The organism is Streptomyces sp. NPDC003042, assembly GCF_053591315.1.
Map to the genome: position 1 here is coordinate 15,828 of NZ_JBSFTP010000028.1, position 12,692 is coordinate 28,519.

Genomic DNA, 12,692 nt, shown 5'->3' on the forward strand with positions numbered 1-12,692 from the left:
CCATTTGCCGCTTCGGCAAGGCTGTTTGTCAACCGTGCCCAGCCCGGCGCAGGCTGACCGGCATGGACAACGCGATGAGAACAGACGTCGACGTGGTGGTCGTGGGCGGCGGAGCCGCCGGGCTCGCGGGCGCCCTGACCCTGGCCAGGGCGCGCCGATCGGTCCTCGTGCTGGACTCCGGCAGCCCGCGCAACGCCGCGGCGGCCCACGTGCACGGATACCTCGGTCACGACGGGGTGAGCCCGGCCGGGCTACTGGCCCGGGGGCGGGCCGAGCTGGCCGGGTACGGCGCCGAGCTGCGGTCCGGTCCGGCCGGGACCGCGATCGCCGCCGACCGTGAGGGCGAGGGGCGGTTCCTGGTGCGCTGCGGCGACGGTTCGGCCGTGGGGGCGCGGCGGCTGCTGGTCGCCACCGGGCTGGTGGACGAGCTGCCGGCGGTGGCGGGGCTGCGCGCACGCTGGGGGCGGGACGTGCTGCACTGCCCGTACTGCCACGGCTGGGAGGTGCGGGACCAGCCGCTGGTGGTGCTGGCCACCGGCCCGCTCGCGGTGCACCAGGCGCAGCTGTGGCGGCAGTGGAGTGCACAGGTGACATTGCTCGGTCACACGTGGCGGCCTACTGCGCAGGACGCGGAACAGCTTGCCGCGCGGGGCGTGGCGGTGGTGGAGGGCGAGGCGACGGGCCTGGTCGTCAGCGGGGACCGACTGTCCGCGGTGACCTTGGCGGGCGGCGGGTCCGTGGAGTGCCGGGCGCTGGTGGTGGCTCCGCGTTTCACCGCCCGCTCCGGGGTGCTGACCAGCCTGGGCCTGCCCGTCACGGCCGTGGAGCGGGCCGGGGTGGCGGTCGGCACGTGCGTCGAGTCCGATCCGGCCACCGGGGCCACGGCCCTGGCGGGCGTATGGGCCGCGGGGAACGTGACGTCCCTGACGGAGCAGGTGGCCGGTGCGGCAGCCCAGGGGGCACGCGCCGCCGCCGCGATCAACGCCGACCTGATCGAGGCGGAGACGCGGGACGCGGTGGAGGCCTGGCGGGCGGGCGGCGGAGAGGTCCGACCGTAACGACTCGGACAACCGTGCGGGTTTCGGGCAGGGCGCGTCCGCGCAGGCTCTGGGCGGTCTGATCGTCGTACGTTCGTCGGCTCGGTGTGGCCGGGGTCGGCTCAGGGGGGCGCGCAATGGCACATGTGATGGTCATCGGCGGAGGTGTGGCCGGTTTGGCGGCCGCCCTGCTCGCGGCCCGCCGGGGACACACGGTGGAACTGTTCGAACGGGACACCCGCGCCCCCGGCACCGCCCTCGACCGCGACTTCTTCGGCTGGCGCCGCCCGGGCGTGCCGCAGGCGGCCCAGCCGCACGTTCTGCTCGGCGCCGCGCGCAAGGTGCTGCTCACCCGACTGCCCGACGTCCACGCCGAGATGCTGCGGCTCGGCGCCCGGGAGCGGCACGAGCTGGACTGGTTCGACGTACGGCCGCCCGTGCGCCCCGGCGACGAGGACCTGGTGATGCTCCAGGGTCGTCGCATCGTGCTGGAGAGCGCGCTGTCCACCGCCCTGCGCGCCGAGCCTGGCGTAATCGCGCGCTACGGGGAACCGGTCACCGGGCTCCTCACCGTTCCCGTTTCCGCCCCGCTGACCGGGACACGGGTGACCGGGCTGACCACGTCGGGCGGCGCCTACGAGGGGGACCTGGTCGTGGACACGAGCGGGCGGCGCGGAGCCGTCGAGCGCTGGCTGGCCGCGGCGGGCTGCCGCCCCGCCGCCGTCGAACGCCACCGGACGGGGCTCGCGTACTACTGCCGCTGGTACCGCCTGCCCGAGGGCATGGACCAGGGGCCGCGCCGGCCCTGGTCCGTGACCGGCGGTGGCTTCGCCGGGTGCGCCGTCTTCCCGGCCGACAACCGGGTCTTCGCCGTGACCCTGATCGTGCACACCGGGGACCCCACCCGCTCCGCGCTGCGCGACCCAGCCGTCTTCGAGGCCGCCGCCCGCGCCTTCCCGCCCGGTGCGGCCTGGCTGGAACTGGGCGCCGAGGCACTGTCCGGCGTACTGGCCACCGCGGGCCTCGACAACCGGTGGAGCCCCCTGGCCGACGAGCGCGGCCCGGTGGTGAGCGGGCTGGTCCCTGTCGGGGACTCGCTCACGCACACCAACCCGACCTTGGCGCAAGGCACTTCACTCGCACTGTGGGCCGCGGACCGGGTGGCCCGGACGGCGCACGAGGATCCGGGCTCGGCCCGCTTCGCCGCCGGGTACCACGACTGGGCGCTGCGCACGCTGAAACCCTGGTTCGACTTCCAGACCGTCGCGGACGAGGCCGTCGGGAAGCGTTTCGCGACCAGGGCGGGCCGTACGGGAACAGCGCGCGAGATGGCCGCGCTGTTCGACTGCGCGCTGGAGGACCCGGAGGTCATGCGGGCCCGGGCCAGGGTCCGGCACCTGGCCGAAGCTCCGAAGCGGGCCTACGCCGATCCCGGGATCCGGGCGCGGGTGGCGCGCTGGCTTGCGGACCGGCCCGACTACGCGCCGAACGCGGTGGGGCCCGACCGGGGCGAGTGGGAGAAGCTGACGGCGGGGTGAGGCCCGTCCTGTCGGGGCGGGCGCGGTGCCTGGGGCTGTTCGGACGGGGCCGTCAGCCGGCGGTCCCCAGTGCCTCGTCGAGGTCGTAGTGGACGACTTCCTCCAGCTGGGCGTACGTACAGCTCTCCGGCACCCGGTCGGGCCGCCAGCGGTGGAACTGGGCGGTGTGCCGGAAGCGGTCGCCCTCCATGTGGTCGTACTTCACCTCGCAGACCCGCTCGGGGCGCAGCGGTACCCAGGACAAGTCCTTCTTCCCCGTCCAGCGGCTCTGCGCGCCGGGCAGCCGGGCGCTCTCGTGTGCGGACGCCTCGGCCCAGGCGGCCCAGGGATGACCCGCGGGATCCGGCATGCGCAGGGGTTGCAGTTCCTCGACCAGCTCGGCGCGGCGCTTCATGGGGAAGGCGGCGCACACTCCCACGTGCTGGAGGGCGCCATGGGCGTCGTACAGGCCGAGGAGCAGCGATCCGACAATCGGACCGCTCGTGTGGAAACGGAATCCCGCGACGACGACGTCCGCCGTACGCTCGTGCTTGATCTTGAACATGAGGCGGGCGTCCGGCCGGTAGGGGAGATCGAGAGGTTTGGCGATCACCCCGTCCAGACCGGCGCCTTCGAATCGCTCGAACCACTCCTGCGCGAGCGCGTGATCCGTGGTGGCGGGCGCCAGATACACGGGGGGCCGAGCGGTGGACAGTGCGCGGGTGAGGGCGGTACGGCGGTCGGCGAGCGGGGTGTCGAGAAGAGACTCGTCGCCGAGGGCGAGCAGATCGAAGGCGATGAAGCCGGCCGGAGTCGTCTCGGCGAGCAGTTTCACGCGGGACGCGGCGGGATGGATCCGCTCGGTCAGCCGGTCGAAGTCGAGCCGCCCGCCATGGACGATCACGATCTCTCCGTCCACCACGCACCGGGGTGGCAGATTGTCCTTCAGCGCGGTCACCAACTCCGGGAAGTACCTGGTCAGCGTCTTGCCCGTGCGACTGCCGATCTCGACCTCCTCGCCGTCGCGGTGCACGATCGCGCGGAAGCCGTCCCACTTGGCCTCGTACTGCATCCCCGGGGGGATGGCCGTCACGGACTTGGCGAGCATCGGTTTGACAGGGGGCATCACTGGCAGGTCCATACCTCAGATTCTGCGGTGGTACGTCCCGACCCGCCCGGTGTGCGCGCCCCGCCGAGCCCGCCTACCGTGGCGTTCATGGGTGCTGCGGATGGTGCGATCGAGCTCGACGCGGGCGGGCGGACCGTACGGCTGTCCAGCCCGGACAAGGTGTACTTCCCGGAGCGGGGCCTCACCAAGAGGGACGTCGCCGAGTACTACCTCGCCGTCGCCGACGGCATCACGCGCGCGCTGCGCAACCGTCCCACCACCCTGGAGCGCTACCCGGACGGGGTGGAGGGAGAGTCCTTCTTCCAGAAACGGGCCCCGAAGAACCTGCCCGACTGGATTCCGACCGCCCACATCTCCTTCCCCAGCGGCCGCACGGCGGACGAGATCTGCCCGACCGAGCCGGCCGCCGTCCTGTGGGCCGCCAATCTGGGCTGCCTGACCTTCCACCCCTGGCCCGTACGCCGCGAGGACACCGACCGGCCCGACGAACTGCGCATCGACCTGGACCCGCAGCCGGGCACCGACTTCCACCACGCGGTGGCGGCCGCTCACGAGCTGCGCCCACTGCTGGAGGAGCTGGGGCTGCGGGGCTGGCCCAAGACCTCGGGCGGCCGCGGCCTGCACGTCTTCGTGCCGATCGCGCCGCGCTGGACCTTCACCGAGGTCCGCAGGTGCGCGATCGCCATCGGCCGTGAGCTGGAGCGCCGGATGCCCGGCAAGGTGACCACGGCCTGGTGGAAGGAGGAGCGCGGCGAGCGGATCTTCTTCGACTACAACCAGACCGCGCGGGACCGGACCATCGCCTCGGCGTACTCCGTCCGCCCGCGCCCGCACGCCCCGGTCTCGGCGCCGCTGCGCTGGGACGAGGTGGACGCCGCGGACCCGCGCGACTTCGACATCGTGACGATGCCGGCACGCTTCGCCGAACTGGGCGACCTGCACGCCGACATGGACGACCACGCCTTCCTGCTCGATGCCGTGCTGGAGCTCGCGGACCGTCAGGAACACGACCAAGGCATGGGCGACATGCCGTATCCCCCCGACTACCCGAAGATGCCCGGCGAACCCAAGCGCGTCCAGCCGAGCCGCGCGAAGCACGAGGGGTAGGTCGTGTCCGGCGGCGCCGCGGAGCCGGCCGCTACGGTGCGCCCATGTCCGCTTCCGCGCCGCACCGTCCCTTCAAGCACCGCCCCTTGCTGTTCCTCGATGTCGACGGACCGCTGATTCCCTTCGGCGGCAGCGGCTACCGCGTGGGCAGCGCCACCGACGCGGGCAATCCCCTGCTGGCCCGGCTCGACCCGGCGCTCGGGCCCCGGCTGCTGGCACTGCCGTGCGATCTGGTGTGGGCGACGACGTGGATGTCGGAGGCGAACGAATCTGTCGGGCCGAGGATCGGCCTGCCGGAACTGCCGGTGGTGAGCTGGCCGGAGCCGTCCTCCGAGGAGGGCCGCCACGGCCTCCACTGGAAGACCCGCCCCCTCCTGACCTGGGCGACCGGTCGCCCCTTCGCCTGGGTCGACGATGAAATCACCTCCGCCGACCGCGACTGGGCCGCCGCCCACCACCCCGAACCCACCCTCCTCCACCGCATCGACGCCCGAACGGGCCTCACCGACGCGGATTTCGAGATCCTGGCCCGGTGGATGGCGGCCGTGGCGGCGTGAGATGGCCGAGGAGGCCCCAGGTCCGTCTGCCAGTGGCCGTAGGGCGGTTCGAAGCAGCCGGTGGATGCGATCGGCTTCCTTCCGTGCGTCCTTCGCGTCCAACTGACAGTACGAACGATCGTGCTAATGTTTCCTCACCCAATCCTGCCAGTGCCAGGCGCTGGCCTTCTGAGGAGATCCGGAGAACCGGGCATGCATCCCATGGCTTCACTCCTGAGCGTCACCCTCGACATCGCCGCCCGCATCGCCCCGGGGGCCGCCGGGCGGGTTGCGTTCCGGTTGTTCATCCGGCCCCTCGGCCGGGCACGGCTGCGGGCGGAGGAAGCGGAGGTGATGGGGGGCGCCGAGACCGGGCGGCTGACCGTGGACGGCATATCCGTCACCACCTACCGCTGGGGCGACGGCGCCCGCCCCGTCCTGCTGGTGCACGGCTGGTCCTCGCGCGCCTCCCGGTTCGCCGGGCTCGTCCAGGCGCTCCGCGCCCAAGGGCACACCGTGGTGGCCTTCGACGCCCCCGGCCATGGGGAGTCCGGCGGCCGGGCCGCCTCGATCCGGGACTTCCGCGAGATCATCCGCGCCCTCCACACCGAGCACGGGGAGTTCTCCGCCGTCGTGGCGCACTCCATCGGCGTGCTCTCCACCCTCTTCACGCTGCGGGACGGCATCCGCGTGGAGCGCGTGGTCGGGATCGGGGGCATCGCCGACTTCGACTACCTCGTGGATGGATTCGGCCGCACCCTGGACGTCGGACCGGCCGTCGTACGGGCTCTGCGCGACCATGTCGAGCACCGGCTCTTCGCGGGCACCCCCGACATCTGGCGACGCCTCGACTCCCGCCTGGACCCCGGGCAGAGTCCGGCGCACATCCTGCTGGTGCACGACGTCGACGACGACATGGCGGTTCCCGGCCAGTCCCGGGGGATCGCCGCCGCCTACGGGGACCGCGCCCGGCTGATCGAGACCCGGGGGCTCGGGCACCGGCGCATTCTGAACGACGCCGAAGTCATCGCCGCAGCGGCCGCGTTCCTCGCCGAGTCGACGCCGATGTCGAAGCCGATGCCGAAGCCGATGCCGAAGCCGGCGGCGGCCCGGTGAGCGCTACCCGGTACGAGGCCCCGGTGGCCGCCCCCGCGGACTCGGGGGCCGCCGCCGGGCGCGTCCTCGTGCTCTCGTGCGCCGTCACCTTCCTCGCCTTCCTCGACTCCACCGTGGTCAACGTGGCCTTCCCCGACCTGCGGCGCGCCTTTCCCGAGGTCTCGTCCGCCCGGCTGACCTGGGTGATCAGCGGCTACGCCGTCCTGTTCGCCGCCCTGCTCGCCGCGGCCGGGCGCCTCGCGGACACCCTGGGCCGCCGCGCCCTGTTCCTCGGCTCGGCGTTCGCCTTCACCGTCACGTCACTCGCCGCGAGCGTGGCGCCGACCGCCGAGCTGCTGATCCTCGCCCGCGCCCTCCAGGGAGCCGCCGCGGCCGGGATGATCCCGGCAGCGCTGGGACTCGTACTGGCGCACACGCCGCCCGCCCGGCGGGCCGCGGCCCTCGGCGCCTGGGGAGCGGCGGGCGGACTCGCCGCCGCCGTCGGGCCGAGCCTCGGCGGACTGCTCGTCGAGGTGTGGGACTGGCGCGCCATCTTCCTGATCAACGTGCCACTCGGACTGGTGATCTGCTGGGTCGGCCGCCGGGCCGTCCCCCGGCAGCCTCCCGTGGCACGTCAACTGCCCGACGCCGTCGGTACGATCGCGCTCGCGCTCGGCATCGGGGGCGTGGTGGCCGCCCTCTCCCAGGGTGAGGAACGGGGCTGGACCGACCCCACCGTGCTCGGCCTCGCGGGCGCCGGTCTGCTGCTGGGCGCCGTCGCGCTGCGCCGCTCGCGCCGCCATCCCGCCCCGGCCGTCGACCGGGAGCTGTGGCGTGATCCGGTGTTCGCCCGCGCCAACATCAGTGCGCTGCTCTTCGGGGCGGGCATGTACGCGTGGCTGCTGACCGGCCCCTCGTACCTCATCGCCCGGTGGAACTACTCCGTCCTGGAGGCCGGTTTCGGAGTCACCCCGGGCGCCGTTCTCGCGACGGCGGGTGCGCTGGTCGTGGGCCGACGCGTGCCGGCCCGGCTGCAATGGGCGGCCGTCACCGTCGGATCCCTGCTCTTCGCCGCCAACGCCCTGCTGCTGTGGGGCTGGGCCGGGCACTCGACCTCGTACGCCCAGATCTTCCTGCCGGCAGGCCTGCTGGGAGGCCTTGGTATCGGGGTGGCGCTCACCGCGCTCTCCGCGGCGGCCTCGGCGACACTTCCTCCGGAGCGGTTCGCCGCGGGTACGGGCCTGTTGATGACGGCCCGTCAACTGGGCGGGGCGCTCGGGGTCGCGGCCACGGCCGCCCTGCTGACAGGCGCCGGGGCCGGGGGCGACCACTGGCGTGGGATCTTCCTGCTGGCGGCCCTGACCGCGCTGGGTGCGGCGGTCGCGGGCTGGTCGATGCGCGTGCAGGCCCCGGCCGGGCAAGAGGCCGGTCAGGCGGCGTAGTTGACGGCAGGCGGCCGCTTCGGGAGCTCGTCCGGGGCGGCCGCGGCCGCGCGCAGCCGGTCGAGGATGCCCCGGCCGGCTCGCTCGTACACCGTGGGGTCCTCGTGCAGGACGGAGTGGGCGTTGGCCAGTTCCATCAACGCGATGAACTCGAAGGCCAGTTGCGGCACGTCCGCGGCGTCGACCTCCTCGCGGAACCCGCCCGCCAGCCGGGCCTCGTCCAGGAGCCGTTCCACGTAACGCGTCCAGTCCGACCGCGCCTTGGCGATCTCGTCACGGACGGGGCCCGGGCGCGCGTCGAACTCGGCGGAGACGGAGTAGAAGAAGCAGCCGCCGGGGAAGATCCGGCGCCCGGAATAGTCGAGCCAGCGCTCGCACAGCAGCCACACCTTGGCCACGCCGCCGGGCTCCGCGCGCAAGGGCCGCACGACCTGCTCGACGAACACCTCGACGGCCGCGCGGACGGTGGCGAGCTGGAGTTCCTCCTTGGACCCGAACAGAGCGAACACCCCGCTCTTGCTCAGGCCCAGATCCGTGGCGATCTTCCCCAGCGACAGGCCTTCGAGGCCGTCCACCGAGGCGATCTCCATCGTCCGGTCGAGGACCGCCCGCCGCGTCTGGTTTCCGCGCTCCACGCGTCCGTCTGCCATGTCGCCATCTTACCGAACGCACGATCGTTCACTAAGGCTGCCCGTGTTGATCGGGCGTTGATCGGACGTACATCGGCGGGGGTCACGATCGGCGCATGTCGATGAACACCACCACCACTGTCACCCCCGCCTGGTACGACCTCGCCCTGTGCGCCCAGACGGGCCCCAGCTTCTTCTTCCCCGAGCCGGGGTCCTCGCTGCGCGACGCGAAGCGGCTGTGCGGGGCGTGCGAGGGGCGGGCGGCGTGCCTGGAGTACGCGCTCGCGAACGACGAGCGCTTCGGCGTCTGGGGCGGCCTCTCGGAGTCGGAGCGGCAGGCCCTGCGCCCCCGCGGCTGACGGTCCGGGCTCGCCGGGCCGGCCTTCCCGAGGGGGGCCGACGAGGCGGGCGGGGTACCGGGAGCGCGCGAAGCCCTGGCGGAGCGGGGCTCTGCCAGGGCGGTCGAGCGGGCGGATCGCGGTCAGGAGGCCCGGCGGGCCGCGAGGCGCGCGGCGCGGGCGGCCAGGCGCTCGTCGAACTTGCGGGCCTCGGAGTCCAGGCCGTTCATGAACAGCCCGAGCTCCTCCTGGGCCTTCAGCCCGTCCGCGCCCAGCCCGTCCATGTCCATGATCTTGAGGAACCGGATCACGGGGGCCAGTACGTCGTCGTGGTGGATCCGCAGGTTGTAGACCCCGCCGATCGCCATCTGCGCGGCCATCCGCTCGAAGCCGGGCATGCCGTGGCCGGGCATCCGGAAGTTGACGACGACGTCCCGTACGGCCTGCATCGTCAGGTCCGGGGCGAGCTCGAAGGCCGCGCCCAGCAGGTTGCGGTAGAAGACCATGTGCAGGTTCTCGTCCTGCGCGATGCGGGCGAGCATCCGGTCGCACACGGGGTCGCCGGACTGGTGACCGGTGTTGCGGTGCGAGATGCGGGTCGCGAGTTCCTGGAAGGCGACGTACGCGATCGAGTGCAGCATCGAGTGGCTGTTGTCGGACTCGAACCCCTCCGACATGTGCTGCATGCGGAACGCTTCCAGCTTGTCCGGGTCCACGGCGCGCGAGGCCAGCAGGTAGTCGCGCATCACGATGCCGTGGCGGCCCTCCTCGGCGGTCCAGCGGTGCACCCAGGTGCCCCACGCGCCGTTGCGGCCGAAAAGCGTCGCGATCTCGTGGTGGTAGCTGGGGAGGTTGTCCTCGGTCAGCAGGTTGACGACCAGCGCGATCTTGCCGATGTCGGTGACCTTGGACTGCTGCGGGTCCCAGGCTTCGCCGTCCTCGAAGAAACCGGGGAAGTTCCGGCCGTCGCTCCACGGGACGTACTCGTGGGGCATCCAGTCCTTGGTGACCTTCAGATGGCGGTTTAGTTCCTTTTCGACCACCTCTTCCAGCGCGAACAGCAGCTTGGCGTCAGTCCACGCCTGTGAGCTGCCGAGGTGGGGAGAGGTGATCGTCACGGGTGCTCCTGGGGGAAAAGCGAATACCTACGGTTCCGTAGCCTACGGAGTCGTAGGTTAAGCGCGACATCAACGCCAGCCAAGCCCCAGGCATGCTTGTGTCCGGTTACATCCGGTTATCTATGCAGTTTGAAGGGGTGCGGAGCGGGGCAGGCGGGGCAAGAATCACGCCGGAAGGTGGTCCGGGGCTCCCGGCTTGACGGCCGAGGGGGGCGCCGGGGCCGCCGGCGCCCCCGCAGTCATGCCCGCCGCTCCCCGCCGTCATGCCCCCGCAACCGTGTGGCAGTGTCACTCGTGCCAGAGCGACTCCCGGACCTCCTCCGCCGTGGTCGCCCGCAGGTCGCCGTCGAGCAGCAGCCAGCGCGTGATGCCGATCGACTCCAGGAACGGCACGTCGTGGCTGGCCACCAGCAGGGCGCCCTCGTACGACTCCAGGGCGTCGGTGAGCTGCCGTACGCTCGCCAGGTCCAGGTTGTTCGTCGGCTCGTCCAGCATCAGCAGCTGGGGAGCCGGCTGCGCCAGCAGCAGCGCCGCGAGGGCCGCCCGGAAGCGTTCACCGCCCGAGAGGGTGCCGGCCGCCCGTTCCGCCCGCGCACCCCGGAACAGGAAGTGCGCGAGCCGCGCCCGGATCAGGTTGTTCGTGGCGTGCGGGGCGAACCGCGCGACGTTCTCCACCACCGATCGGTCGTCGTCCAGTACGTCGAGGCGCTGGGGCAGGAAGCGCGTCGGCACGTGCGTCAAGGCCTCCCCCGAGAGGGGCCGGATCAGCCCGGCGATCGTCCGCAGCAGCGTGGTCTTGCCCGAGCCGTTGCCGCCGACCAGGGCGATCCGCTCCGGGCCGCGCACCTCCCACTCGCCCGCCACCGTCGCGCCGTGGGGCAGCCGCAGATCGCTCAGGGTGAGCACGCGCCGGCCCCGCGGCACCTGGGTGGCGGGCAGCTCGACCCGGATCTCGGCGTCGTCGCGCACCGCCTCCACCGCCTGGTCCAGCCGCTCGCGTGCGTCCGCCAGCTTCTCCGTGTGCATGATGCGGTGCTTGCCCGCCGATTCCTGGGCGGCGCGTTTGCGGGCACCCATGACGATCTTCGGCTCGCGCTTGTTGTCGTTCATCTTCTGCCCGTAGCGCTTGCGCCGGGCCAATTTGACGTGGGCGTCGGCCAGTTCCCGCTTCTGGCGCTGTACGTCGGCCTCCGCGACCCGGACCATCCGTTCGGCTGACTCCTGCTCGGCGGCGAGCGTGTCCTCGTAGTGGGTGAAGTCGCCTCCGTACCACCGCACTTCGCCGTCCCGCAGGTCGGCGATCTGGTCGACCCGCTCCAGCAGCTCGCGGTCGTGGCTCACGAGCACCAGCACCCCGGACCAGGACTCGACCGCCGCGTACAGGCGGCGCCGGGCGCGCAGGTCCAGGTTGTTGGTGGGCTCGTCGAGCAGCAGGACGTCCGGGCGGGCGATCAGCAAGGCCGCAAGCCGCAGCAGGACGCATTCGCCGCCCGACAGCTCGCCGACGGTGCGGTCCAGGCCGATGCGGGCGAGCCCCAGCTGGTCGAGCGTGGCCAGGGCGCGTTCCTCCACGTCCCAGTCGTCGCCGACGGCGGCGAAGTGGTCCTCGGTGGCCTCGCCCGCCTCGATGGCGTGCAGGGCCGTGCGGGTGGCGTGGATGCCAAGAGCCTCGTCCACCCGCAGGGTTGTGTCGAGGGTGACGTTCTGCGGCAGGTGGCCGATGGTGCCGGCGATGGTGATCCGGCCGCCGGTGGGGCTCAGTTCACCTGCCAGCAGTTTCAACAGGGTGGACTTCCCACAGCCGTTGAGTCCGATGAGGCCGGTACGGCCCGGGCCGACGGCGAGGTCGAACCCGTCGAAGACGGGAGTGCCGTCGGGCCAGTCGAAGGACAGGGCGGAGCAGGTGACGAAAGAAGGGGCATGACTCATGGAGGCCTCCAGGTTGCGTGAGTGGTGCGTGCAACGCGGGGAGACAGCCGACTTCACGTGGTCGTGGTCGTGAGGGTGGTCGGTGTCTCGAACCTCAGACGAGCAATGTCCTGCTCCGTTTCGACGGCGATGGGGCGTCTACGAAGCTACGGGCGGCCGGAGCCGCCCGCAATCGAATAAGAATCAGCGGGGGTCGCGCATCAGCTCGGCCAGGCTGTGGTCCATGTCGAGGTAGAGGTGTTCCAGCCCTGGTGGCACGACCGTGGAGGCCCGTTCCAGGAACCGCTGCAACTCGGCTGTCGCCACCAGCACGATCGCGACCCCCTCGGGCGCGTGGAACTCGATCGTGGTCCGGTCCCCGTCGTACGGGCGCACGCGTACGTCGCCGCAGCCGGCCGGGTGCTGGATCCCGGAGACCAGCAGCTCACGCGCGAAGGTCCAGGAGACCTCGACACCCTCGAGCGTGGCGAGCGCGGGGAAGGCCATGCGGACGGCGAAGGGATCCGCCCGGTCGTAGCAGAGGGTGACGGGCACGGTCTCGACCTTCGGCGCGGTGGCGACCAGTCGGGCCTGTACGGCCTGCTCGATGACAGTGATCAAGGCTCACTCCCTTGCGGCGGATCTGCTGCCGGGTTGGGGGGTGGAGCCCGGCAACCGGATAGACGCCGGAATCGGCACATCAGTGCATGCGAAGTGACGTGAGCTGTGTCACCGGTTGGCTTGTTCTTTGCTGTGTGATCGCACAGTGTGACCGGTGAAATGGTGCGGCCTCAGGTGACACAGCCGCCGCCGCAGACCCGGAAGTGGTCCCAAGA

The 12,692-nt window shown here is 72.1% G+C and carries 12 protein-coding genes; 7 read left to right on the plus strand and 5 right to left on the minus strand.

The window, feature by feature from the left end:
- Positions 1–62: 62 nt before the first annotated feature.
- Together ACWDYJ_RS16405 and ACWDYJ_RS16410 are read left to right on the plus strand one after the other, a co-directional pair.
- Positions 63–1,058 (plus strand): NAD(P)/FAD-dependent oxidoreductase, encoded by a 996-nt coding sequence (locus ACWDYJ_RS16405; protein WP_451566221.1) that lies wholly within the window; start codon positions 63–65, stop codon positions 1,056–1,058.
- An 86-nt stretch (positions 1,059–1,144) separates the two neighbouring features.
- Complete coding sequence (locus ACWDYJ_RS16410; RefSeq protein WP_451566222.1) at positions 1,145–2,575, plus strand: NAD(P)/FAD-dependent oxidoreductase; 1,431 nt, start codon at positions 1,145–1,147, stop codon at positions 2,573–2,575.
- Positions 2,576–2,627: 52 nt separating this feature from the next.
- Here ACWDYJ_RS16410 and ACWDYJ_RS16415 read toward each other — a convergent pair whose 3' ends face one another.
- On the minus strand, positions 2,628–3,695 hold the full coding sequence (locus ACWDYJ_RS16415) for an ATP-dependent DNA ligase (protein ID WP_451566223.1): 1,068 nt from the start codon (positions 3,693–3,695) through the stop codon (positions 2,628–2,630).
- Positions 3,696–3,770: 75 nt separating this feature from the next.
- Between ACWDYJ_RS16415 and ligD the strand changes: the two genes are divergently transcribed.
- The 4 genes from ligD to ACWDYJ_RS16435 all read left to right on the plus strand — a co-directional run bounded on the left by ligD (position 3,771) and on the right by ACWDYJ_RS16435 (position 7,863).
- Positions 3,771–4,790 carry a non-homologous end-joining DNA ligase gene (ligD, locus tag ACWDYJ_RS16420; protein WP_451566224.1) on the plus strand — a complete coding sequence of 340 codons (1,020 nt, stop codon included), beginning with the start codon at positions 3,771–3,773 and terminating at the stop codon, positions 4,788–4,790.
- Between the two features lie 44 nt (positions 4,791–4,834).
- Complete coding sequence (locus ACWDYJ_RS16425) at positions 4,835–5,347, plus strand: HAD domain-containing protein (RefSeq protein WP_451566225.1); 513 nt, start codon at positions 4,835–4,837, stop codon at positions 5,345–5,347.
- A gap of 201 nt (positions 5,348–5,548) precedes the next feature.
- Positions 5,549–6,442 (plus strand): alpha/beta hydrolase, encoded by an 894-nt coding sequence (locus ACWDYJ_RS16430; RefSeq protein WP_451566226.1) that lies wholly within the window; start codon positions 5,549–5,551, stop codon positions 6,440–6,442.
- Positions 6,439–7,863: a DHA2 family efflux MFS transporter permease subunit gene (locus ACWDYJ_RS16435; protein ID WP_451566227.1), complete on the plus strand. Its 1,425-nt coding sequence runs from the start codon at positions 6,439–6,441 to the stop codon at positions 7,861–7,863. Before ACWDYJ_RS16430 ends, ACWDYJ_RS16435 begins: the two co-directional genes overlap by 4 nt.
- Here ACWDYJ_RS16435 and ACWDYJ_RS16440 read toward each other — a convergent pair.
- Entirely contained in the window at positions 7,851–8,513 is a 663-nt protein-coding gene (locus tag ACWDYJ_RS16440) for a TetR/AcrR family transcriptional regulator (RefSeq protein ID WP_451566228.1), read from the minus strand. The two genes, ACWDYJ_RS16435 and ACWDYJ_RS16440, sit on opposite strands and share 13 nt — an antisense overlap.
- 95 nt (positions 8,514–8,608) lie before the next feature.
- Between ACWDYJ_RS16440 and ACWDYJ_RS16445 the strand changes: the two genes are divergently transcribed.
- Positions 8,609–8,851, plus strand: a complete 243-nt coding sequence (locus ACWDYJ_RS16445; RefSeq protein ID WP_451566229.1) for a WhiB family transcriptional regulator — start codon at positions 8,609–8,611, stop codon at positions 8,849–8,851.
- 122 nt (positions 8,852–8,973) lie between these two features.
- Here the strand turns inward: ACWDYJ_RS16445 and ACWDYJ_RS16450 are convergent, their stop codons facing one another.
- The 3 genes from ACWDYJ_RS16450 to ACWDYJ_RS16460 form a co-directional block, all read right to left on the minus strand.
- On the minus strand, positions 8,974–9,948 hold the full coding sequence (locus ACWDYJ_RS16450) for an acyl-ACP desaturase (protein WP_451566230.1): 975 nt from the start codon (positions 9,946–9,948) through the stop codon (positions 8,974–8,976).
- 288 nt (positions 9,949–10,236) lie between these two features.
- Entirely contained in the window at positions 10,237–11,877 is a 1,641-nt protein-coding gene (locus tag ACWDYJ_RS16455; protein WP_451566231.1) for an ABC-F family ATP-binding cassette domain-containing protein, read from the minus strand.
- A gap of 183 nt (positions 11,878–12,060) precedes the next feature.
- On the minus strand, positions 12,061–12,477 hold the full coding sequence (locus tag ACWDYJ_RS16460; protein WP_451566232.1) for an SsgA family sporulation/cell division regulator: 417 nt from the start codon (positions 12,475–12,477) through the stop codon (positions 12,061–12,063).
- Positions 12,478–12,692 lie beyond the last annotated feature (215 nt).